Annotated in this window: 21 protein-coding genes and 1 CRISPR repeat array; of the genes, 12 read left to right on the top strand and 9 right to left on the bottom strand. The window is 40.1% G+C overall.

What is annotated here, in order from left to right; all coding sequences use genetic code 11:
- Positions 1 to 532: 532 nt before the first annotated feature.
- The 4 genes from ACE1CI_RS00180 (at position 533) to ACE1CI_RS00165 (ending at position 4,637) form a co-directional block, all read left to right on the top strand.
- A complete protein-coding gene (locus ACE1CI_RS00180) occupies positions 533 to 1,783 on the top strand; it encodes a sensor histidine kinase (RefSeq protein WP_413267105.1) in 1,251 nt (416 codons plus the stop codon).
- Positions 1,784 to 1,896: 113 nt separating this feature from the next.
- Complete coding sequence (locus ACE1CI_RS00175) at positions 1,897 to 2,256, top strand: hypothetical protein (RefSeq protein WP_413267106.1); 360 nt, start codon at positions 1,897 to 1,899, stop codon at positions 2,254 to 2,256.
- A 131-nt stretch (positions 2,257 to 2,387) separates the two neighbouring features.
- Positions 2,388 to 3,440, top strand: a complete 1,053-nt coding sequence (locus tag ACE1CI_RS00170) for a trypsin-like serine protease (RefSeq protein WP_496615161.1) — start codon at positions 2,388 to 2,390, stop codon at positions 3,438 to 3,440.
- Positions 3,441 to 3,575: 135 nt separating this feature from the next.
- Complete coding sequence (locus ACE1CI_RS00165; RefSeq protein ID WP_496615160.1) at positions 3,576 to 4,637, top strand: trypsin-like serine protease; 1,062 nt, start codon at positions 3,576 to 3,578, stop codon at positions 4,635 to 4,637.
- A gap of 462 nt (positions 4,638 to 5,099) precedes the next feature.
- Here the strand turns inward: ACE1CI_RS00165 and recG are convergent, their stop codons facing one another.
- From recG to ACE1CI_RS00135, 6 genes are all read right to left on the bottom strand, one after another.
- Positions 5,100 to 7,583, bottom strand: coding sequence for an ATP-dependent DNA helicase RecG (recG, locus tag ACE1CI_RS00160; protein ID WP_413266843.1), 2,484 nt, complete (start codon positions 7,581 to 7,583; stop codon positions 5,100 to 5,102).
- An 82-nt stretch (positions 7,584 to 7,665) separates the two neighbouring features.
- Positions 7,666 to 8,574: a hypothetical protein gene (locus ACE1CI_RS00155; RefSeq protein ID WP_413266842.1), complete on the bottom strand. Its 909-nt coding sequence runs from the start codon at positions 8,572 to 8,574 to the stop codon at positions 7,666 to 7,668.
- Positions 8,575 to 8,922: 348 nt separating this feature from the next.
- Positions 8,923 to 9,585 carry a translation elongation factor Ts gene (tsf, locus tag ACE1CI_RS00150; RefSeq protein WP_413266841.1) on the bottom strand — a complete coding sequence of 221 codons (663 nt, stop codon included), beginning with the start codon at positions 9,583 to 9,585 and terminating at the stop codon, positions 8,923 to 8,925.
- Positions 9,586 to 9,627: 42 nt separating this feature from the next.
- Complete coding sequence (rpsB, locus tag ACE1CI_RS00145) at positions 9,628 to 10,425, bottom strand: 30S ribosomal protein S2 (RefSeq protein ID WP_413266840.1); 798 nt, start codon at positions 10,423 to 10,425, stop codon at positions 9,628 to 9,630.
- A gap of 152 nt (positions 10,426 to 10,577) precedes the next feature.
- Positions 10,578 to 11,177 carry a hypothetical protein gene (locus tag ACE1CI_RS00140; RefSeq protein ID WP_413266839.1) on the bottom strand — a complete coding sequence of 200 codons (600 nt, stop codon included), beginning with the start codon at positions 11,175 to 11,177 and terminating at the stop codon, positions 10,578 to 10,580.
- A gap of 266 nt (positions 11,178 to 11,443) precedes the next feature.
- Positions 11,444 to 12,385 carry a glycosyltransferase family 2 protein gene (locus ACE1CI_RS00135; protein ID WP_413266838.1) on the bottom strand — a complete coding sequence of 314 codons (942 nt, stop codon included), beginning with the start codon at positions 12,383 to 12,385 and terminating at the stop codon, positions 11,444 to 11,446.
- Between the two features lie 400 nt (positions 12,386 to 12,785).
- On the opposite strand from ACE1CI_RS00135, the gene argG reads away from it, so the two are divergent.
- On the top strand, positions 12,786 to 14,030 hold the full coding sequence (argG, locus tag ACE1CI_RS00130; protein ID WP_413262791.1) for an argininosuccinate synthase: 1,245 nt from the start codon (positions 12,786 to 12,788) through the stop codon (positions 14,028 to 14,030).
- Positions 14,031 to 14,247: 217 nt separating this feature from the next.
- On the opposite strand, the gene ACE1CI_RS00125 is transcribed toward argG, so the two are convergent.
- A complete protein-coding gene (locus ACE1CI_RS00125; RefSeq protein ID WP_413265291.1) occupies positions 14,248 to 14,952 on the bottom strand; it encodes a M15 family metallopeptidase in 705 nt (234 codons plus the stop codon).
- A 257-nt stretch (positions 14,953 to 15,209) separates the two neighbouring features.
- A CRISPR array of direct repeats spans positions 15,210 to 15,711; the repeat unit is 37 nt; unit sequence GTTTAAACTTCAATTAATCCCTTTCAGGGATTGAAAA.
- A 61-nt stretch (positions 15,712 to 15,772) separates the two neighbouring features.
- Here ACE1CI_RS00125 and ACE1CI_RS00120 point away from each other — a divergent pair.
- The gene (locus ACE1CI_RS00120; RefSeq protein ID WP_413265292.1) at positions 15,773 to 16,198 is read left to right on the top strand and encodes a hypothetical protein; all 426 of its coding nucleotides are present in this window, start codon (positions 15,773 to 15,775) and stop codon (positions 16,196 to 16,198) included.
- Between the two features lie 8 nt (positions 16,199 to 16,206).
- On the opposite strand, the gene yidD is transcribed toward ACE1CI_RS00120, so the two are convergent.
- Positions 16,207 to 16,488 (bottom strand): membrane protein insertion efficiency factor YidD, encoded by a 282-nt coding sequence (gene yidD / locus ACE1CI_RS00115; RefSeq protein ID WP_413265300.1) that lies wholly within the window; start codon positions 16,486 to 16,488, stop codon positions 16,207 to 16,209.
- A gap of 13 nt (positions 16,489 to 16,501) precedes the next feature.
- On the opposite strand from yidD, the gene ACE1CI_RS00110 reads away from it, so the two are divergent.
- The gene (locus ACE1CI_RS00110) at positions 16,502 to 17,200 is read left to right on the top strand and encodes a diacylglycerol/polyprenol kinase family protein (RefSeq protein WP_413265293.1); all 699 of its coding nucleotides are present in this window, start codon (positions 16,502 to 16,504) and stop codon (positions 17,198 to 17,200) included.
- Between the two features lie 254 nt (positions 17,201 to 17,454).
- On the opposite strand, the gene ACE1CI_RS00105 is transcribed toward ACE1CI_RS00110, so the two are convergent.
- Complete coding sequence (locus ACE1CI_RS00105) at positions 17,455 to 17,616, bottom strand: hypothetical protein (RefSeq protein ID WP_413265294.1); 162 nt, start codon at positions 17,614 to 17,616, stop codon at positions 17,455 to 17,457.
- 456 nt (positions 17,617 to 18,072) lie between these two features.
- On the opposite strand from ACE1CI_RS00105, the gene ACE1CI_RS00100 reads away from it, so the two are divergent.
- The 5 genes from ACE1CI_RS00100 to ACE1CI_RS00080 all read left to right on the top strand — a co-directional run bounded on the left by ACE1CI_RS00100 (position 18,073) and on the right by ACE1CI_RS00080 (position 23,489).
- A complete protein-coding gene (locus ACE1CI_RS00100) occupies positions 18,073 to 19,473 on the top strand; it encodes a nicotinate phosphoribosyltransferase (RefSeq protein WP_413265295.1) in 1,401 nt (466 codons plus the stop codon).
- A gap of 34 nt (positions 19,474 to 19,507) precedes the next feature.
- Positions 19,508 to 20,107, top strand: coding sequence for a nicotinate-nucleotide adenylyltransferase (locus tag ACE1CI_RS00095; RefSeq protein ID WP_413265296.1), 600 nt, complete (start codon positions 19,508 to 19,510; stop codon positions 20,105 to 20,107).
- Positions 20,068 to 20,814 (top strand): NUDIX hydrolase, encoded by a 747-nt coding sequence (locus ACE1CI_RS00090; protein ID WP_413265297.1) that lies wholly within the window; start codon positions 20,068 to 20,070, stop codon positions 20,812 to 20,814. Before ACE1CI_RS00095 ends, ACE1CI_RS00090 begins: the two co-directional genes overlap by 40 nt.
- A 57-nt stretch (positions 20,815 to 20,871) precedes the next feature.
- The gene (locus tag ACE1CI_RS00085; protein ID WP_496615159.1) at positions 20,872 to 22,533 is read left to right on the top strand and encodes an NAD+ synthase; all 1,662 of its coding nucleotides are present in this window, start codon (positions 20,872 to 20,874) and stop codon (positions 22,531 to 22,533) included.
- Between the two features lie 77 nt (positions 22,534 to 22,610).
- Positions 22,611 to 23,489, top strand: coding sequence for an ABC transporter permease subunit (locus ACE1CI_RS00080; RefSeq protein ID WP_496615158.1), 879 nt, complete (start codon positions 22,611 to 22,613; stop codon positions 23,487 to 23,489).
- The last annotated feature ends 59 nt before the right edge of the window (positions 23,490 to 23,548 follow it).

Here is a 23,548-nt window from a genome sequence, read left to right as displayed (position 1 = left end):
TAAGAGAATCTAGAAATATTTATGCTCAGATAGATAACGATAGTAAAATCTACATTGTTATTGTAAAGATTATTGTAATCCTAGCCCTGTCAAATCGACTCCGGTTGGATAGCTGTAGTATATTCTGAAGTAAGAAGGTAAATTTCAGTAGTTTGGGATGAAAACTAAGCTTTACCCATGTTTAGGGTACAATGCAACCGGAAAATCTACTATTTTTGGTTTTAGCAAATTTTCCAGTATAATAATTGAGATAGTAAATTTTTAAATCTCAGGAATTTGTCGAAGTGTATCTGCAAAGTATCTGAGATTTAATATTTACGACAAAAATATTTTTAGTTATGGTGGTAGAAGAAAGTTACAGGTTCAAAAGGTAAGGGTCGATCGGGAAAGGAAAATTTTTTAAACTTTTCTATTTTACTCTTTACTCTATAAGCCGATTTGGGCAATAAGTCTATGGTTGGGCGCTGGTTTCGTCTAATCCCCCGATTCATCATGGTGACGCTGCCAGTACTTAACAGGGATACCAATATTTATGTGGAATACAATTTGTTTTCCGATCGCTCAAATCTTGGTTAATGCAGAGTTGGTAGGTGGATTAGAAAATACAATTATTGCTGGCTGCTATTTTTTAATTAGCGTTTTGATGTTTAGGAATTTATGGCGCAATAAAAAAGTAGAAGTTAATTGGTTAACAATATTAACAGCAAGTTTGTTTTTAATTGGTAGTACAAGTTACATTTTTCTCAAAATTACCAGAGGAAGTGAAAGTAATATTGTTTTTGGGCCGATGGTGGGTAATTGTGTGGAGTTAGTACCTGCGATCGCTTTTTTTATTGTATATCAACGTTATCAGTTTTTACTTAATTCAACTGCAACTATTGAATCTAAACAAGAGTTAGAACAAAGATTGCGGGAAGCTACAGAGAAATTACAACAGCAAAGTCAATCTTTACAAGAAGCTCAGGCTAATTTTGAAAAAGTCCAAGTACATTTAGCGCAAATAGAAAGGTTAACTATTTTAGGTCAGTTGGTTTCTGGTATTGCTCATGAGATTAATAATCCGATTAATTTTATCTATGGGAATTTGCCATATTTAGAAGAATATACCCAAGGATTGATGAAAGTTATTGATGTTTATCAGCAAACTTATTCAGTTAATCTGGAGATTGAGAAGGTTATAGAAGAGGCTGATTTGGATTATGTGCGATCGGATTTTCCTTATATCATTGATTCGATTAAATTAGGAGCAGATAGAATTCTCGAATTAGTGCAAAATTTGCGAAAATTTTCTGGCTCGGATGAATCGAAAATGAGGGCAGCAAATATTAATGTAAGCATTGAAAGTAGTTTATTATTGCTGTATAAATTTTACAAAAATAAGATAGAAATAATTAAGCATCTTGATGAATTACCACCTGTAGAATGTTATATTAATCAAATCAATCAAGTAATTTTAACTTTGCTTGGTAAGTCGATTAATGCTTTATTAGAATCCGAAAATAATTGTCAGCATTGCGAGCCAAAACAAATTATTATTAGTAGTAAAAGAATCAGCGATGATGCGATAGCGATACAGATCTTCTTGAATGCAGAGATTAAAGAACGAATATTTGAGCCAGTTTTTACTCCTAAATTAATAGGAATAGGAACTGGATTAGGGTTGTCAATTTCCCAGCGGATTATCACGGAAGTACATCAAGGAAATATTTATTGCCACTCTAAATCAGAAGTAGGGACAACATTCACTATAGAATTACCAATTAATCAGGTCGATCGAATTTAGATTTTTGATTGTATTTAATGAATAATTTTCTAGGTAAACCTATCTATAGGTAGAGGAGGAAACTAGCCTCTTTTGCTTTGATTACTAGATTAGCTAGTGGGAAAATAATTCAAATGAACCTAAAGACAGTTAGCGATGAAGTGAAGAATTCAATTAATGAATTACCTGCATCACCTCCCCCAGAACAAGAAGGAATTAGAGAACTATTAGAACAACTGCAAAGAAGAATTGAAAGTGATGAAAATTTACCACCCGAAAATGAAGTTGAAGCATTAAACCAACTTCAGGCGTTAGTATTAGCCGCCAAAAATGCTGGAATTGAAGAAAATCGGAGTATGGCATTTTCAGCACTGCAAAGATTAAAAGGACTGGTCAAAGAAGCGCCAAAAGCTCATAACTTTAAAGAAGCTTGCGAAAATATTTTACCGCAAATCTCTACAGTATTTGGGTTAGAACCCACATTCCGCATTTAAAACTGAGTTAGTTATGAGTTAGATTTTGTTGGAGAGAAATGCCAGCGAAATCTAATAAAACTAACACAGGGCGATTGTTAGTATTTAAAAAACCAAGGGTTTAACTATTAGCTATTACAGGAGATTATCAAATGCAATTTACTCCTTTCCACAGCCCTTTGAAATCAATAAAATCTACTATTACCTCTGGCGTAATAATTGTTGCAGGGCTATTCGTAACCCTTGAAATTGGCGATCGAGCACAAGCTATCGTAGTTTCCGGCGATCCCAATGACTACATAGTTAGTCCCGGTAATGGATTTGACGGTGTTGTAAGTTTAACTTTACAAACAAGTGTGGGACGTTTTGGTTGTTCGGGTTCGCTGCTACCTTCAGGGCGACACATTCTCACCGCTGCTCACTGTCTCACTGACGATTTTGGCTTGAATATCACAAATGCGGCTACAGCATTTTTCAATCTGCCGACAGGTAGGTTTGGTATAAATACTGCCAACATTTTTATCTACCCAGACTGGGGCGGTTTTGCTGATTCCGACTCTTTTGGTGGCGATCTTGCCATATTGGAACTCGCATCAGTGGCACCAGAAGCAGCCCAACGGTATGACATTTACCGAAATACTGATGAAATCGGTCAGGTCAGCGTTAAGGTGGGATATGGTGTCTCTGGTCAAGGCAATCAGGGTTTTAACTCAAGTAATTTCCCTTTTGGAGTCAAACGTTCGGGTCAAAATGTATATGAAGTTTTAGTAGAAGATTTAGATTCTGGAATACTTCCCAACGCAATCTTGCTATACGATTTTGATAATGGCCTACCAGAAAATAATGCCTTTGAATTTTTTGATCTTCCTGATTTAGGGTTAGGTTTGCAAGAGGTTATGGCCGCCCCTGGTGATTCAGGAGGGCCTACATTCATTAATGGACTAATTGCAGGAATAACATCCTTGAACGTATGTTTTAGTAAATTTAATTGTTTATCTCCTCCTGATATTGATAACATACTAAACGCTAGTTTCGGAGAGTTTGGAGTTGATACTCGCGTATCAACTTACGCTAGTTATATAGATGATGTTTTGGCTGGCAATATAACTCCTACTTCTAAAGTTCCTGAGCCTAATACTATATTTGCTTTGTTTGCCTTCGCTGCTTTTGCAGTTACTTCGCGGTTAAAGAGGAGGGAAAAATAAAAAGTATGAGTATTGCACTATCAAAATAGAGATTTTACAGTTGGCAGTTGAAACTGAGTTAGTGATGAGTTATATCGTTTACACAATTAAAAAAAGCCAAGGGATTAACTATTAGCTAATACGGGAGATTATCAAATGCAATTTCCTCCTTTCCACAGTCCTTTAAAATCACTAAAAACTACTATTACCTCTGGCGTAATAATTTTTGCAGGGCTATTCGCAACTCTTGGAATTGGCGATCGAGCACAAGCTCTTGTAGTTCCAGGCAATCCGAATGACTACATAGTTAGTCCCGGTAATGGATTTGACGGTATTGTAAGTTTATTTTTACAAAAAAGTTTGGGACGTTTTGGTTGTTCGGGTTCGCTGCTACCTTCAGGGCGACACATTCTCACCGCTGCTCACTGTCTCACTGACGATTTTGGCTTGAATATCACAAATGCGGCTACAGCATTTTTCAATCTGCCGACAGGTAGGTTTGGTATAAATACTGCCAACATTTTTATTTACCCAGACTGGGACGGTTTTGCTGATTTCGACTCTTTTGGTGGCGATCTTGCCATATTGGAACTGGCATCAGTGGCACCAGAAGCAGCCCAACGGTATGATATCTACCGAAATACTGATGAAATCGGTCAGGTCAACGTTAAGGCGGGATATGGTTACTCTGGTCAAGGCAATCAGGGTTTTAACCCAAGTAATTTTCCTTTTGGAGTCAAACGTTCCGGTCAAAATGTATATGAAGTTTTAGGAGAAGATTTAGATCCTGGAATACTTCCCAACGCATTCTTGCTATACGATTTTGATAATGGATTACCAGAAAATAATGCCTTTGGATTTTTTGGTATTCCTGATTTAGGGTTAGGTTTGCAAGAGGTTAGTACCGCCCCTGGTGATTCAGGAGGACCAACTTTCATCAATGGATTAATTGCTGGAATAACATCATTTGGCGGGTGTTTTGGGGTATTTAATTGTTCATCTCCTCCTGATATTGATAATATATTAAACTCTAGTTTTGGAGAGTATGGCGGTGATACTCGCGTATCAACTTACGCTAGTTATATAGATGATGTTTTGGTTGGCAAGATAACTCCTACTTCTAAAGTTCCTGAGCCTAATACTATATTTGCTTTGTTTGCCTTCGCTGCTTTTGCAGTTACTTCGCGGTTAAAGAGGAAGGTAAAAGAAAAATTATGAGTAAGTAGGTAGATATAAATAAAGTGAAAACTAAGGCGGGCAGGATGCCCGCCCCACAAGAAATACAGCTTTCTTGTGGGGTGAGCATCCTGCCTGCCCCACAAGAAATACAGCTTTCTTGTGGGGTGAGCATCCTGCCTGCCCCACAAGAAATACAGCTTTCTTGTAGGGTGGGCATCCTGCCTGCCCCACAAGAAATACAGCTTTCTTGTAGGGTGGGCATCCTGCCTGCCCCACAAGAAATATAGTTTTCTTGTGGGGTGGGCATCCTGCCTGCCCCACAAGAAATATAGTTTTCTTGTGGGGTGGGCATCCTGCCTGCCCCACAAGAAATATAGTTTTCTTGTGGGGTGGGCATCCTGCCTGCCCCATCCTCATATAACTATTATCACTTTATTTATTTACACCTACTTATTGCACTATCAAATATAGAGTTTTTCCACTTGGATGCGTAATTAATGCTCAAGTTAAAATTGTGCCACCCATTAATTTTTGATAGCGGTATTCTAACTCGGCTTTTAGCAAAGAGTTTTGTAAATGTTGGTCTTGAAGCATGACTAATTCTGCGGCATCTCGCGCCAAATTTAAAACTTCTTGATCTTCTACTAAACTGGCTAAAGCAAAGTCTGGTAAACCAGATTGTCTGGTTCCTAAAACTTGTCCGGGACCACGAAAACGCAGATCCATTTCTGAGATAAAAAAGCCGTCTTGAGATTGTTCTAAAACACTTAAACGTTGCCGGGAATCTGCGGTGGTGCTATTACTCATTAATAAACAGTGAGATTTATGGCTACCACGACCAACTCTACCTCGTAATTGGTGTAATTGAGATAAGCCAAAACGTTCGGCATTTTCGATTAACATTACTGTGGCGTTTGGCACATCTACACCAACTTCAATTACTGTTGTAGCTACTAATATTTGGGTTTCATTGTCTCGGAAATCGTTGATTGCTTCTTCTTTTTCGGCTGAAGTCATGCGACCATGAAGTAAGCCAACTTTAAATTCGGGAAATATGCTTTCTTGTAATTTTTCGTATTCTACTGTTGCTGCCCTAAGATCTAATTTTTCTGACTCTTCAACTAAAGGTAAAACAACATAAACTTGTCTGCCTTGAACAAGTTCTCGGCGGATTAAATCGTAAGCTTCGTTGCGTTCTTTTCCTGATAAAGCTACTGTATTAATCGCTTGTCTTCCTGGGGGTAATTCATCGATTTGACTAACATCTAAATCCCCATGTAATGTTAAGGCTAAGGTGCGGGGAATTGGGGTTGCTGTCATGGTTAATACGTGAGGTTGTGCGCCTTTTTGTTGTAGTTTGGCGCGTTGATGAACGCCGAAACGATGTTGTTCATCAATTACTACTAAACCTAAACTGTGAAAGTTAACTTTGTCTTGAATTAAGGCGTGAGTACCTACTAATAAAGGCAAAGTTCCGTCTTCTAATTGGGCGTGAATTTCTCGACGTTTGGCGGCTTTAGTGGAACCTGTGAGCAATTCTACGGGCAAATGTAGGAGGTTAAACCAAGTAACTAATTTGCGATAATGTTGTTCGGCTAATACTTCTGTGGGTGCCATTAATGCGGCTTGATAACCTGCTTGAATGGCGGCGAGAATGGCGACTACTGCTACTACTGTTTTCCCTGCACCTACGTCTCCTTGAACTAATCGATTCATGGGTGTAGGTTTTTGTAAGTCGTTGAGAATATCGTTGATTACTCTTTGTTGTGCGCCTGTTAATTTAAAGGGTAATACTTGATAGAATTTTTCGATTAGTTTACCTGTGGGGGCTAAAATTGCTGAGGCTTGAGTTTGGCGTAATGTTTGCCGACGTTTGAGAAATCCTAATTGTAAATAAAAGAATTCATCGAATACTAAACGTCTTCTGGCTGCTTCTTTGCTGTTGCTATCTGTGGGAAAATGAATGTTATTAATGGCATCTTGTAGTTTAATTAATCCGTAGCGATCGCGCAATCCCTCCACCAAAGGATCTTCAATTTGTGCGGTTGCTGGTAACACTGCCATTACCGCTTGTCGCACTACATCAGCGGGTACTCCCTCAGTTAAAGGATAAATTGGTACAACTCTACCAATATTAATTGATTCAATGTTATCTCCCGGACTGGCTAACATTTCCATTTCGGGATCTTGTAAAGTTAAGCCATATTTAGTCGCTTTAACTAATCCAGATGCGGCAATTATTCCTCCCGCAGGATAACGCTTTTTAATGGATTCTTGCCAACCGCGATTAGTATATTGATTACCTGCAAAAAATCTACTTAACCGCATTTTACCGTAACGGTCTTGTAAGACTATTTCTAAAATAGTTAATTTTTTATTTTTGGGACTAGTAAAACATTCACTGCGTTTAATAGTGGCGACAATAGTTACGGTTTCGCCAGCTTCTAGCTGAGAAATATCAACTCGTTGGGAATAATCGATATGATCGCGAGGATAATAAAACAGTAAATCCCGAACTGTATAAAGTCCTAATTTGGCTAAATGTCTACTTCTGGTAATTCCTAATTTTGGTACTTCTCTTAAGGGTTGATCTAAGTAAATTTCTGGTTGGGTAGTTGGGAGTTGGTAGTTGGGAGTTGGTAATTGTTTTAAGGTTTCGTTGTTCTCTAGTTTCTCTGTTAATTTACTCCTTTGTTGCCAAATTCTTTGACATTCTTCTTCAGAAGCTTGGAGAAATAACTTGGCTAGTTTAACTAAATTTTCTCGTTCAGTAATTGACAAGTTGGGATATTTCGCAAATCTACTTGCCATTTCTTGCCAGTTATTCCGCCATTCTGAATCTAAAAGTGTGGGAGGTTTACCAAAAGTTAGGCAAAGAAACTCACTAAAGCGGTATTGATTGCCTATTAAGTCAACAAAACCGCTTTTTTCTTCTACTTCTAAGGCTTTTTGCCACCTTACCCAATCGGGTTGAGGATTAGTCATAAACCAAGTTTCCGATTTTAGATTTTAGATTTATAGTCTAACAAATGACCAATGACGAATGACTAATAACCAATAACAAGGATTAATCAAACCAACTAGCACGCCAAGCTAATTCTGCTTGTGCGATCGCTTTTTCTCGCTGTTTTTTCTGATACTCTCGGCGGGTTGTATGTAGTCTTACTGAGAGGTTTCTAATTTGCTGACGCATTGTGGTTAGGGTGGAGTCAGGAAATTCGATTTCTGACAAGCGGAGATGGATAGCAACTAAATGTGTAACGGTGGAACTTTGGGATTCTCGATCGCTTTCTGTCTCAATTACCAAGTTTAATAAATTTGGTGGTCCCGGCATTGTTTCCGCTGCTGCTTCCACTTTAGCAGCTGCTTCTAAAACAGGTTCGGGCAGTTTTTTGGGTAATAATCCTGCTTGCTGTAATTTTAAGTTACTGTCGCGAGAAAGCTTTTGCAAACTTTTGGCGATCGCACTTTCTAATTTTTCCTGCCATTGTAACAAAGCTTCGGGATTTTTAATCTGAGTATTTGGCTTTTCCGTTGTAGCTTCAGAATTACTTAATGGAGAATCCGACTCCGAAACAGGCTTTTCTTCATCACTTTCCTGTGGTTCTACTTCGGCAATACTTTCCTCAATTAATTCCCGAAGTTCGCTAATTTCCAGTTCCTTTATTGACGATGAACGTGATTTTTCCTGCATCGGTGAGTTGACTTGAATAATTAACTCTTGTGCAGTACGATCTGCCAATTGTTTGATTGTCTGTTGCAACTTTTGCCGCTGATTAAAAGACAAACTGAGAAATTCTTGGGGATAACTTTGCGTACATAAATGATAAGTTGCCACGATCAGCTGTTGCCGGATTCCTTGACCTAAAGCAGTCAAATAACCGCTATAGATCTTGTAAAATTCTTCTGCGAGTTCTGCGATCGTCTGCTCTAGTACCCCAATTTCCCGTTCAATTCGCTCAATTGCTCTTGCCATAATTTTACTGGAAATTTAATAATACATAAAGCATTGCGGTATTAATTTAACAGTACCGCAATGCTGAAAATCTACAAAAGTATTAACTATTTAACACAAGTTAGATCCCCCCTAACCCCAGGGCTACTTCATTGTCATCAAAGAAAATTAAACAGATGGGGGGACAAGGGGACAAGGGGACAAGGGGAGAAAGAGAAGCTAGATGATTTTTCCTTTGTTTGCATCATCTCTGCTACACAAATCAATTTCTCTGTTGACCATGAATTAGCCCTGCCTAACCCCCCAAAACACAAGGGGGATCTCTTCAAAGTCCCCCTTATTAAGGGGGATTTAGGGGGATCGAAGTAGTTATTTATTACCCCCCATTTGGGCTGCAACTTCTTCAGCAAAGTTGCTTTCTTCTTTTTCTAATCCTTCACCGAGTACAAAGCGTACAAAGCGACGAACTTGAATGTTTTCGCCCAACTGAGCAACATTTTGTTTAATCAACTCTTCCACTGAGATATTTTGATCTTTAATGTAAGGTTGATCGAGCAATGTCATCTCTGTGAGGCGTTTTTCAATCCGCCCTTGGACAATTTTTTCTTTGATGTTAGCTGGCTTATTCGCTAAATCTTCGCGTCCCATTTCGATCGCTTTTTCTTTTTCCACAATCTCACCTGGGATATCGCTAACCTTAACATACTCGACGTTAGGGCAAGCAGCGATTTGCATAGCGATATTCTGCACTAAGGCTTTGAAAGCTTCATTACGGGCAACAAAGTCTGTTTGGCAGTTCACTTCCACCAAAACTCCTACTCTGCCACCAGTATGAATGTAGCTACCCACTAATCCATCTGTGGCTGATTTGGTTTCAATCTTACCAGCCTTGAGCATTCCTTTTTGCCGCAGCCAGTCGATCGCCTTTTCAACATCACCTTCAGTTTCTTGGAGTGCTTTTTTGCAATCCATCATCCCTGCATTCGTCTTTTTACGCAGTTCTTGAACTAGTTTTGCAGATATTTCCGCCATCTCTTGCCCTTACCTAATCTAGTTTTTACGGATTCAACGTGATTATTCCTCAGTATCTTCGTCTTCGTCAGAATCTACGAAATCACTTTCATCGTATTCCAGATCGTCTTCCGTACCTTCGTAATCTTCGTAATCTTCTTCTTCAGCTACATCTAGTTGACCGTGACGACCTTCGTAAATCGCATCTGCCAACTTACCTATAATTAGCTTAATCGATCGAATTGCGTCATCATTTGCCGGAATCGGAATATCAACTACATCTGGATCGCAGTTTGTATCTAACAAGGAAACGATCGTTAATCCTAGTTTCTGGCACTCTTGAACCGCGTTATATTCCCGTTTCTGATCCACAATTAAAACCACATCGGGAATTTTCCGCATTAACTTAATGCCGCCCAAATACTTTTGCAGCTTTTCCATTTCCCGGCGCAAAACGGCAGCTTCTTTTTTCGGCAATAAATCCAGTGCGCCGCTTTCTTCCCGTCTTTCTAAATCTTTGAGACGTTCGACTCTGGTTTTAATAGTTGTCCAGTTGGTAAGCATTCCGCCTAACCAACGTTGGTTAACATAATAAGCACCGCAACGAGAAGCTTCTTGGGCAATAATCCCCGCTGCTTGGCGCTTGGTGCCAATAAACAGGAATTTTTTCCCTTGTTCTGCCGCAGTTCGCATGAAGGTGTAAGCTTCCTCCATCAACTGAGCAGTTTGGACTAGATCGATAATATGTACCCCGTTACGAGATGTGTAAATGTAAGGGGACATTTTCGGATTCCAGCGGCGAGTTTGGTGCCCAAAGTGAACACCAGACTCCATCATTTGAGCCAAAGAGACAACTGGCATAATTTTTTAAACTCCTTTCGGGTTAATCCTCCATCTGAGGGCATCTCCGATCGCTTTGTGTGACAGAAACACCCGAAACCTCAGATGTGTGATTTTAGACAGCAATTCCTAAACTAACACAATTTGGCAAAGTTAGGGGAAACTTGTTCCCATTATTCGGCAACAGTAAGTTCATGGATATTTTTCAGCCCTGTTGCTGTCTTGGTAGCCGGATCGTAAGCCCAAGCTCTTAAGAGTACCCTACCTGTGGGCAAAGTGTTGGCTTTAAATGAAGTAGTCCAGCCTGCGTTTTTGTAGGCTGGATTTTTGATAGCTTTGGCTACGTCAGGTCTGGCTAAATTTACATTAGCGATCGCGACAATTTGATTACTATCTGGTAAGGTAATAATCACTTTTTCAGCTGTTTTGGTTTTTTCTGGGATGATTGCCCAACCAGTTAATGTAAGGGTGCCATTTTTACTTACATTATGTTTTAGTCCCCCTGAGTTATTCACAGCATCAAAAAAACCATTTAAAACGGTGGCAGGTGGTGTCTGAAATTTGATTTCGCCGACATCTTTCACACCCAAGCTGCTAATGTTGATAGCTGGAGTTGTGTTTTTTTCTCCAGCAGGTGCAGTAGTGCTGACATTGGCAGCGGTATCCGCAGCTGGGGTGGTGGTATTTGTAGCGCTTTGGGTGCTATCAGAACAAGCAGCTACTAAAACAGCTAATCCTGAAACCACTCCTAAAAATTTTGCCCGATTAAGCATATTACATCTCACATTTAAAAGTGAATTGCTGTATTTGGGGAAGCTGTTACTTCCTGAAAAAAGATTCAACACCAAGTCGGTGTGTGAAAATAGCCATATTAACATACCATATCTTTGCGATTTGCTGGTGATGTTAAATGGCTGGGATCAAGGATTTTCGATTTTCAATTTTAGTGGTGTTATTGGATTTGTGGTGATGTTAAATGGCTGGGATCAAGGATTTTCGATTTTCAATTTTCAATTTTCGATTTTCGAGCTTCTCAAATCTAATATTTAAAATGGTTTGAGATTGCTGCTTGATAAACTGCTTTGACGTTGTACCAATTGAGAAAAATTCTGGCGATTTCCAGGGCTAATTGTGGTTTACCTTGGTTGATTAATGCTTGTAATAATGGGGCAAGGGTACGTTCGTTGAGGCTACCGCCCAAAGATAAGATTCCCCAAAGTAAACGGTGTATCCAAGTCATTTGAATCATCATTTTTACTGACCAACTGGGATGTTTTCGGTAAAATAAAACTCCCATACGTCCGCGTTGAATTTCTTTTTCAATTAAGTTGGGAATTTGGTTTAATGCAAAGGGTGGATGCCAATGATATCCTACAGCGGCGGGACATTTAATCAGTTTTAAATCGAATTTTTTTAAGCGTACTCCTAGTTCTAAGTCTTCCCAACCATAAAGTTGAAATTGGGTGTCAAATAATCCAGCTTTTTCTAACCAATGTCGGGAAATTGCCACATTTCCGGTAGCAAAATAGGCTGCTGAAAAATCAGTGATTTTATAAGGTTCAGCTGTGGGATTATCGAAGTTACAGGTGTTAATTACTCGTCCGTAGGTAAAAAGGCGATCGCTCCCGATTTTCTGATACCCTGCTACTAAAGCATCTGCATGGGCTTGCAGGAAATTTTCAGTTACTACTAAATCGCTATCAATAAATATAATTGTGTCACCGATCGCCTTTTCCACACCCAAATTCCGGGCAGCGGCAGGCCCTTGGTGACTTTGCTGAAATAACCTAACATGAGGCAGTTGGGCAGCGTGGGATGCCAACCAAGACAGGGTATTATCAGTAGAACCATCATCGACTAATACCACTTCGTAGCCAGTAATCGGGCTATTTGGGGACAAATGCTGCTTTTCTAAAGCTTTGAGGCATTTTTCCAGTATAGGTTGACGGTTATAAGTGGGAATGACAACGCTGAAAAACACCTGTAAGAGAGCTTCTTGGCTTAGTTGGTCAAGGCTTTATGTTACTTGGCGATCGGCTTGGTGTCAATGTGGGGACTGGGGACTGGGGACTGGGGACTGGGGACTAGGGACTGGGGACTGGGGACTAGGGACTGGGAAAGGCAGAAGGCCAAAATTCTCCTTGTCCCCTTGTCCCCTTGTCCCCTTGTCCCCTTGTCCCCTTGTCCCCTTGTCCCCTTGCCCCCTTGCCCCCTTGTCCCCTTGTCGCCCAGTCCCCAGTCCCCAGTCCCCAGTCCCCAATCCCCAGTCCCCAAAAAACTGTGCCTTGGGGGACAGATATCGATCGCTATTGGTAGATAATAAGAGTTTGTCTTTTTAGGCTTTTGGTTTTATTAGCAGCTACTTTAAAGGAAAATTGGCGATGAAAGCACAGGATTTGAAAGGGAAAACAGTTGCATTTGCCGGATCGGGTGGATTAGATAGTTGTACAATTACTCGTTGGCTGACTGATATCGGGGTAAATGTTGTCTGTTTTACAGCTGACTTGGGACAACCGGATGAAGATGATATTGAAGCAGTTCGCCAAAGAATGTTGCAAGCTGGGGCAACTGATTTTGTATTATTACCTGCTAGAGAGGCGATCGCACAAGCTGGTATAGATGTAATTCAAGCTCAAGCTTGTTATGAAGGACGCTATTGGAATACAACAGGGATTGCCCGCTGTGTGTTAGCCAAAGCGATGATTTTGGAGATGAAAAAACGGGGTTTAACTATTTTTAGTCATGGCGCTACTGGTAGGGGAAATGACCAAGTACGCTTCCAATTAATTACTAATATGTTAGCTCCTGAATTTGAAGTTTATGCTCCTTGGCGCGATGAGGAATTTTTAGCCCGTTTCCCTGGACGTAGCGAAATGATTGATTTTTGCCAGGAAAAGGGTTTGCCTGTTTCTGCTACTAAAGATAAACCTTATTCAACCGATGCGAATTTGTTAGGTTTAACTCATGAGTCGGGAATGTTGGAAGAGTTAACAACTCCGGCACATTTTGTTAAACCAATTATGGGTTGTTATCCGGTTGATGCGCCTGATGAAACGGGAGAATTTACTGTGAGATTTGAAAAGGGTGTTCCGGTAACAATTAATGGTAATTCTGTAGGTTTGGTGGAAGCATTTTTGCAAACAAATGCGATCGGTGGAAAGTATGGTTTAGGTATTGGCACTCACTTAGTAGAAAACCGTTTTGTCGGAATTAAATCACGGGGAGTTTATGAAAGTCCAGGGGTTGAGTTGTTAGGGACTTGTTATGCTTATTTGTTGCAATTAATTTTGGATCGTCGCGCCCGTGAGTTTTACGATCAGTTATCTTTATTAATTGCCAAACAAATCTATCAAGGTTACTGGTATGATTTGGCGACTAAGATGGCACTTCAGGCGATTAAATGTACCGCAGAGTTGGCAACGGGAACAATTAAAGTAGCAATTTATAAGGGAAATATTTCCTTTTTGGCGGCGACTGATGTGGCACATTCTTTATATTCGGAAGAAAACGCTTCAATGGAAGGTGTAGGTAGCTATAATCATGCTGATTCCGAAGGTTTGTTGCGCGTGTTTGGTGTAAGTGCGAGAGTTTTAGCTACTAGCGGACAAGTGAAATTAACAGAATAAAAAAGGCTGAAAACCAGATACCCGACTTCTTGAAGAAGTCGGGTATCTGTATACTCAAAGATTCAAAATTAGTCAAGGAATTGTTACCATGAAATTGGTTTTTAGGAAACTAGTAACTAAAAAATAAAGGTACGTTGTTGCGCTTTAGCGCTAGGTTTAGCGCTAAAGCGCAACAACGTACTATTAAATTTGATTAATAAGTGATAACTAATATCGTTCAAATTCTACCATAACTGGCTGTAAACCGTTGATTGGGTTGTTGTTGTTGGGATAACCAAGCCCACATTTGATCGCCGTAAGAAAAGTGCCACCATTCGTTAGGGTGTTGTTGGAAATTTGCACTTCGCATCACCTCAAACAACAATTGTCGATGAGCATGATATTCTGTTTCTGGGAATTCGTTACTATTAGCAAAGTAATCGGGAAAAGAAACTGGGGAAATTTCATCAATGGCAGAACCCATGTTAACTAAATTGCCATTTTCATCAACTAAGGTAACATCGATCGCTGCGCCTGTGCTGTGGGGTGGTGGTGTCGCAGGATCGAGGCTCGGTACTGCCCAAAATTGATATACTTGTTGCCAAAGTTCTTCGATTTGAGTTTGGTTTAATTCGTCAAGGTTTAGTTGTCGATCGTTGACTAGTTCAGCAAAGGTATAATCAACCATAAATTGCTGCACTGCTACTGGTCGGTAAGCGTCAAAAATCAAAATTCGCCAGTCAGGATGGGTTAGCTGTAGTTGGTTTTGCGCTTGAATCAGGTTTTCCAGGACAGTTTCCCGGAGATAATAGGGTGAAAGTTTGCCGTAAGGGGCGCGGAGTTTTTCGTAAGCGTGGGGTGTTTGGGCAGCAAAGTGTTCTAGGGGAATGGGTGTTAGGGGTTCGCCACATTCTAAAATGGGGATTTTTTGGTAGGGTTTCATAGACAGGTTGCGCGAATGGGTGGGTGTTTTTGGCAGTGTTGTCTATTTTGAGCTTCAAATCCTTAATGTACAAGTGTTTGGGGTTTTTATGGGGGAATTGTTATCCGCGCAATGTTTGTAATGCTTGCGTGGTAAGGGTTTTGGCGAAAATGCCTTTGAGAGGTATTTACACGCTGCGGGCTGAAATGATAAATTTATTTTGTCTGGCGCAACTGTACCTCGAAAATTACATATCATAAGGGTTTCGGAGTGCCGCAGTTTAAACTTCAATTAATCCCTTTCAGGGATTGAAAAAATTTCGTGCGCCATCAAGCTTAGATTTAATCTTTTGTTTAAACTTCAATTAATCCCTTTCAGGGATTGAAAAACTTCCCACGATTTCAAATCTTGATGCCAAATTCCGTTTAAACTTCAATTAATCCCTTTCAGGGATTGAAAAGGCGAAAAATTCCCGCATTGCGGTAAGGTACAATCGGGGAGTTTAAACTTCAATTAATCCCTTTCAGGGATTGAAAATTAGATATGAATAAACCTTGGAAAGATGTTTCCAAAGATAGTTTAAACTTCAATTAATCCCTTTCAGGGATTGAAAAGGTGAGGGAAACATGGGATTAACAACTGTACAATTGTTTAAACTTCAATTAATCCCTTTCAGGGATTGAAACCTAGAAGAAGAGAATTTCCCCAACACCCAACACCCAACACCCAACACCCCCAGTAATGTTTAAACTTCAATTAATTCCTATCAGGGATTGAAACTGCACTGCAATCAATACAAGCGATAATAAGAGTTAAGCTTGCTAAAACCAGAGAAACAAAGATGACAGAGAGATTAGACCGTATAGAAGCAATTTTGCAAGAAACTGCTCAACAGCAGCAGCAGCTAGCGCAACAACAAAAACAATTTGCTCAACAACAGCAGCAGCTAGAACAGCTAGTACAACAACAACAACGACAATTCGCTGAACAACAACAACAGCTAGAACAACAGCAGCAACAGCTAGCTACTCGTATGGATAGCTTAGTTTTTGAAGTGCAAAGAATATTAGGTGGATTATCTGAGAGACAAAATAGAACGGAAGCGGCGATCGAAACTTTAGTAGATGCAGTGGGAAGACTGACTAGAAATGGGGAAGCCGATCGCGCAATCATGAGAGAATCGCAAGCTCAAATCAGAGAAATGCAAGCGGAAGTAAATCAAATCTGGCAATACTTACTTAATCAACGTAGTAATGGTCACGGTTAAACATAAAACTATTTTAAATTGTTATTTATTGTTTTATCTGCAAAATCTCCTGTTTCCGGGTGACAAGAACAAGCATCAACTTCTGGAACAGGATCGTAACCACCGGGATGGAAGGGGTGACAGCGCAAGATGCGACGTATTGCCATCCACGTTCCGCGCCAAGGGCCGAAACGTTCGATCGCTTGCATGGCATACTTAGAACAAGTGGGCTGATAGCGGCAGGAAGGTGGAAACAAGGGCGAAATGAACATCTGATAGCCACGAATTAGCCAAATTAGTAAAATTTTCATTAAATTAACAACTGTGTCAAGTTTTCCATTCATATCAAGTTTGTGGTTTAAAATTGCGATCGCGGCTGTTTGGGTGTGTGCGATCGTCCTGACTGCTGAATTATTGCACCGTTACACCAACACAGATCCCGAAAAAATTCGCAAAGTAGTACACATCGGAACTGGACAAGTAATTCTCCTCGCTTGGTGGTTAGAAATCCCTGCTTGGGTAGGAATTACCGCTTCTATTTTAGCGAGTACCATCACACTTTTATCTTATAAATTTCCCATCCTTCCCGGCATAAATAGTGTTGGACGCAAAAGTTTAGGCACTTTCTTTTACGCTTTAAGTATTGGTATTCTAGTAGCTTGGTTTTGGCAGATCCAACAACCCCAATACGCTGCCATAGGTATTTTAGTCATGACTTGGGGCGATGGACTAGCAGCTTTAATCGGACAAAAATACGGAAAACATCCCTACAAAATTGGCGGTATCCAAAAAAGTTGGGAAGGTTCGTTAACAATGGCTGTAGTAAGTTTCGTAGTCACTAGTTTAATTTTATTAGCTGTACAAGGTAACATCTGGCAAACTTATGTAGTATCCATAGCTGTTGCTTTAGTCGCCACTGCCTTAGAAACTTTCTCAAAATTAGGCGTAGATAACTTAACAGTTCCTGTTGGTAGTGCAGCTTTTTGCTTTTTATTAATTGAAACATTAACAAGTTCGTTGTAAGCGCTGTCTTCGCTGAAACACTAAAGTGTTTACAACGAACCTGTATTGTGTTCGTTGTGAACGCTTCAGCGTTAAATTAAAATTGGGTGGAAAATTAATTTCGCCACCCATTTTATCTAGGAAGAAATGACAATGAAATTTTGAATGATAACAGGAGGCTAGGCGATCGCAGAATTTCCCACAAGCAAATCGCATAGCCTACAAAAAGTTAGATGTTTGACCTTGATTAACAAACGGATTACTTCTTTGCACAATTAATAATCTGAACCTCTAGAGGTTTTTTTGTAAGCGTCTCCTTCAAAAGGTTGGACACCAATTTCAGGATAATCTTTATCTTCTGGAGGGCTGAAAATTCTGGTTAAAGCTTCCGAGAAGAACTGAGTCACGCGGTCAAACATTTCAGGTATCTTAGCCATAAAATTGTTCTCCCTTTCGATATATAGTGAGATAGTTTTTTGTCTATCTGATTTTTATTATCTATAAAATTCGATCGAGCAACCATCATTGCAACACTTGTTTGATTATGTTTGCAATACTTTGTCCTAAACTCCCCTAATTGTTTAGTTAAACTACTAAATCTATACACTTTGTATTATTTGTTAATCACTGCACAAGAATTTTTCAGATGGAGGGGACTGGGGGCAGAGGGGCAGAGGGGCAGAGGGGCAGAGGGGCAGAGGGGCAGAGGGGCAGAGGGGCAGGGGAGAATTTAAAACTTAAAACTGTCCAACTCTTCCTAACTCAAAACTCAAAACTCAAAACTTTCTCAGTCCCCAGTCCCGATTTCATGCAATCTTCACAAAATCCCTTGACAATATTTTGGTGAAAGTTACTATAATTGGATTAATCAAACTTGATTAGGAAGTTGGGCTATGACTGTTGCCCCGGACTGCAAATGTTTAGCTCCTGAAAATACTCAACAGGCAGAAACCTTGGAGGATAGGGAACTCACGCTTTATCCCGAAGATTATAGCTTGTTGACTGACCTTTACCAACTGACGATGACGGCTTGTTATGTGGGTAAAGGATTAGATCAGAGAAAGGCTAGTTTTGAGTTATTTGTGCGCCAATTACCAGAAGGTTTTGGTTATTTGATTGCGATGGGCTTAGAACAAGCCTTAGACTATTTGGAGAAGTTTCGCTTTAGTCCTGCCCAACTAGATGCTTTGCGGGCGACGGGGATTTTCCAACACGCGCCTGCTCAATTTTGGTCACTTTTAGCAGAATCGGGTTTTACTGGGGATATTTGGGCGGTACCAGAGGGAACGGCTGTGTTTGCTAATGAGCCTTTGTTGCGGGTGGAAGCACCGCTATGGCAAGCGCAGATTGTGGAAACTTACCTGCTGAATACGCTAAATTATCAGACTTTGGTGGCGACTAGGGCGGCGCGACTGCGAGATGTGGCAGGCCCAGAGGCGACTTTGCTGGAATTTGGCACGCGACGGGCTTTTAGTCCGCAAGGGGCTTTGTGGGCGGCGCGAGCGGCCTTAGCAGCCGGATTAGATGGGACATCGAATGTGTTGGCGGCGCTGAAGTTGGGGCAAAAACCTAGTGGTACAATGGCTCATGCTTTTGTGATGGCGTTGACGGCGACTTCTGGGAGTGAGGAAGAAGCTTTTAAGGCGTTTCACGAGTATTTTCCGGGGGCACCTTTACTGATAGATACTTACGATACTGTTGCCGCTGCCCAAATGTTGTTAGAAAAGATCGAAGCTGGGGAAATGCAGTTGTCGGGGGTGCGATTAGATTCGGGGAATTTAACCAATTTGTCGCAAAAAGTCCGATCGCTTTTACCAGGAGTTCCCATCTTTGCTAGCGGCGATTTGGATGAGTGGGAAATTGCTAAATTAAAAGCGGCTGGTGCTTGTATTGATGGTTATGGTTTAGGAACAAAATTAGTTACAGGTACGCCTGTTGGTGGTGTTTATAAACTGGTAGAAATTGATGGCATTCCCACAATGAAACAGTCCAGTAATAAAGTAACTTATCCTGGTCGGAAACAAATTTTTCGCCGTTGGGAAAAGGGAGAAATTCACTCCGATCGATTGGGATTAATCAGCGAAAGTTTAGAGGGAGAAGAAGCTTTGCTGCAACTATTTTTACAACAAGGAAAAAGGGTAAAATCTCCGGCAAGTTTGGCGGAAATTCGCGATCGCACCAGCAGTTCTTTAGCTAGTTTACCAGCTGCGACCCGCCAATTAACCCAACCCCAACAGATCCCAGTAGAAATTTCTCCCGCACTCACGGAATTAACCGAAAAAACCAAACGCTAAAAGCTAAATTCCAACTACCAACAACCAATTAATCATGACAACAATTGCTCTTTTTGGTACTAGTGCCGATCCCCCGACAACGGGACATCAAACAATAATTAATTGGCTATCTCAACATTTTGATTGGGTAGCAGTTTGGGCTTCGGACAATCCTTTTAAATCTCACCAAACGCCGTTAGAACATCGGGCGACAATGTTGCGATTATTAATTAAAGATATCGCTCCTCCAAGATATAATATTGGTTTACACCAAGAATTAAGTAGCCCTCGGACTTTGGAAACTGTGGAAAAAGCGAAAAATTTATGGCCTGATGCGGAACTAACATTAATTGTAGGTTCGGATTTGGTGAAACAGCTACCACGTTGGTACAGAGTTGAAGATTTGTTGCAGCAAGTGGAATTATTAGTAGTACCTCGTCCAGGATCTCCTATACAAGAGATTAGTTTGGGGGAATTGCGGAATTTGGGTGCGAAAGTAGCGATCGCTTCCCTAAATGGCCCAAATGTTTCTTCTACAGCTTATCGTCAAAATAAAGATACCACAAGTTTAACGCCGACTATTGAGGCATATATCGATCGAGAGCAATTATACGAATGTCAGAACGCACGACGAGAAAAATTGCATATCCGTTAAAAAAACAGGCATTAGCTGATTTTAAAGTCGGGGTGGATAACGTGATTTTTTCTGTCGATACCTCGCAAAATCGCTTGTTAGTTTTGTTAGTAATGCGCCATGAGGAACCGTTTTTAGGTCAGTGGTGTCTACCGGGAACTTTAGTTAGACATGGGGAGTCTTTAGAGGATGCGGCATATCGAATTTTAGCGGAAAAAATTCGCGTAGAAAACCTTTATTTGGAACAATTATATACCTTTGGCGGGCCAGGTCGTGACCCCAGAGAAGGGCCAGATAGTTTTGGTGTCCGTTACCTATCGGTAAGTTATTTTGCTTTAGTGAGATTTGCCGAAGCAGAGTTAATTGCTGATGGTGTAAGTGGCATTGCTTGGTATCCTATTCAACTAGTTCCCCAATTAGCTTTCGATCACAATAAAATATTAGAATATGGTTATCAAAGGTTACGAAATAAATTAGAGTATAGTCCCGTAGCTTTTGATGTTTTGCCAGATGTTTTTACCTTAAACGACCTTTATCAGCTTTATACTACTGTGTTAGGAGAAAATTTTTCTGATTATTCCAATTTTCGCTCTCGATTGTTAAAATTAGGTTTTTTATGCGATACAGGAATAAAAGTTTCTCGTGGTGCAGGTCGTCCGGCTACTTTATATCGATTTGATGCTGAGGCTTTTGTGCCGTTTAAGGATAAACCTTTGGTATTTATTTAATAGTTCTTAGTCATTGGTGAATCTAACTGACAAATAACAAATGACAAATGATAATTTATGAAAATAGCGATCGCTCAACTTAACCCCATTATCGGTGATTTGACTGGTAACGCCCAAGCTATTCTGAAAGCTGCCAAAAAAGCAGTTGATTCAGGTGCAAGGTTGTTGTTAACTCCAGAACTCTCTTTATGTGGATATCCACCGAGAGATTTATTATTAATGCCTAGTTTTGTCGAGGGAATGGCAACTGTATTAGATAAATTAGCCCAAGATTTACCAGAGAATTTAGCAGTTTTAGTGGGTACAGTTGAACCAAATACCCAGGCGGAAGTTACCGGAGGCAAGCCTTTATTTAATAGTATCGCTTTGTTAGAAAAAGGCAAAATTAAACAGGTATTTCATAAACGGTTATTGCCGACTTATGATGTTTTTGATGAGGATCGTTATTTTGAACCTGGTTTAGAAGCAAATTATTTTACTTTAGATCAAGTTCGCATTGGGGTAACTATTTGTGAAGATTTATGGAATGATGAAGAGTTTTGGGGAAAGCGCACTTATGCAGTGAATCCGATCGCAGATTTAGCCAAAATAGGTGTAGATTTTACAGTCAATGTTTCTGCGTCTCCCTATTCAGTGGGAAAACCAGATTTACGCAAAGCAATGCTGAGTCACAGTGCCATTAGATATCAGCAACCAATCATTTATGCAAATCAAATTGGCGGAAATGATGATTTAATTTTTGATGGAAGTAGTTTTGCCGTAAATCGTCAAGGGGAATTAATCAGCGCTTTAGCTTCTTTTGAAACTGAGTTGGCAACTATAGAATTTGATGAAAAAAGTCAAGATTTAGTTTCTGGAACTATAGCTAATCAACCAGAAAATTCGGATGAAGAAATATGGTTGGCGTTGGTTTTAGGGGTGCAGGATTACACGCATAAATGCGGTTTTTCTAAAGTTTTAATTGGTTTAAGTGGCGGGATTGATTCATCTTTAGTCGCTGCGATCGCCAGAGAAGCGTTAGGTGCAGAAAATGTGTTAGGTGTGTTAATGCCTTCGCCTTATAGTTCCGATCATTCGGTTAAAGATGCTTTAGCATTAGCGAGAAATTTGGGAATTAGTACTCATACTTTACCGATCGCCAATTTAATGCAAACCTATGACGAAAGTTTAATTAATATCTTTGCCGGAACAGAGTTTGGCATTGCCGAAGAAAATATCCAATCTAGAATTCGGGGAAACTTGTTAATGGCAATAGCCAATAAATTTGGTTATCTGCTACTTTCCACCGGAAATAAATCAGAAATGGCGGTGGGTTATTGTACTCTTTATGGTGACATGAATGGGGGATTAGCTGCGATCGCAGATGTACCCAAAACTCGCGTTTATTCAATTTGTAAATGGCTAAACCGTTATCGGGAAATTATCCCCGAAAATGTGTTAGAAAAACCCCCAAGCGCCGAACTAAAACCCGGACAAGTTGACCAAGATTCCCTACCATCTTATGATGTGTTAGATGATATTTTAGAAAAGCTAATTCATAAGCATGAATCAGTCGATCAAATTATCGCTTCAGGACACGATGCTGCGGTAGTTCAAAAAGTAGTAAAGTTAGTCTCAAGGGCAGAATTTAAACGCCGCCAAGCACCTCCAGGATTAAAAATAACCGATCGCGCCTTTGGTACTGGTTGGCGAATGCCGATCGCCAGTAAACTAAGCTAGTGTACGTTGTTGCGCTTCAGCGCTACTGTTAGCGCTAAAGCGCAACAACGTACTTAAATTTACTTGCTTGATTACCAATGACAATTAACCAAAAACAAATTACTCCCTACTTATTTTTATTACCAGCCATCATACTTTTAGGATTAACAGTAATTTGGCCTGCTTTCCAAGCATTTTACCTCAGTTTCACTCGTTACGAATATGATATTACCCAAGCGCCGGAATGGGTAGGATTAGCTAATTTTCAGAGATTAATAGCAGATAAAATATTTTGGCAGACCTTCAGAAACACATTAATTTATTTAGTGGTAGTAGTACCCATTTTAGTAATTTTACCTTTGGCATTGGCAATTTTAGTTAACCAAAAACTGCGGGGAATTAGTTGGTTTCGCGCCGCTTATTACACACCTGTAATTATTTCAATGGTAGTTGCTGGATTAGCTTGGAAATGGCTTTATGCGGAAAATGGTTTACTGAATCAACTACTAAAATTAATTGGTTTTAACGAGGGAATTCCCTGGTTAACTAGTCCAAATTGGGTGTTGTTTAGCGTTATGGCAGTGACAATTTGGAAAGGATTAGGTTATTACATGGTGATTTATTTAGCTGGGTTACAGTCTATTCCTAACGATCTTTATGAAGCAGCTGCGATCGATGGTTCTGACGGACTAAGAAAACACTGGGATATTACCGTTCCTTTAATGAAACCCTATCTATTTTTAGTAGCAGTAATTTCGGCAATTTCAGCAACCAAAGTTTTTGAAGAAGTTTATATTATGACGCAGGGAGGGCCAAGAAACAGTTCTAAAACAGTTGTATATTACCTGTACGATCGAGCTTTCCGAGATTTAGAAATCAGTTACGCTTGCACCATTGGCTTAGTATTATTTTTAATAATTTTGGGATTGTCAATTTTACGAATTATTTTTAGTAATTCATCCTCTGTAACTAAGTAGGTAGATATAAATAAAGTGAAAACTTTGGCGGGCAGGATGCCCACCCCACAAAATTTATA

The organism is Floridaenema flaviceps BLCC-F50, assembly GCF_041929275.2.
GTDB classification, from domain to species: Bacteria; Cyanobacteriota; Cyanobacteriia; order Cyanobacteriales; family Aerosakkonemataceae; genus Floridanema; species Floridanema flaviceps.
This window is presented reverse-complemented; position numbering and strand designations above follow the sequence as displayed.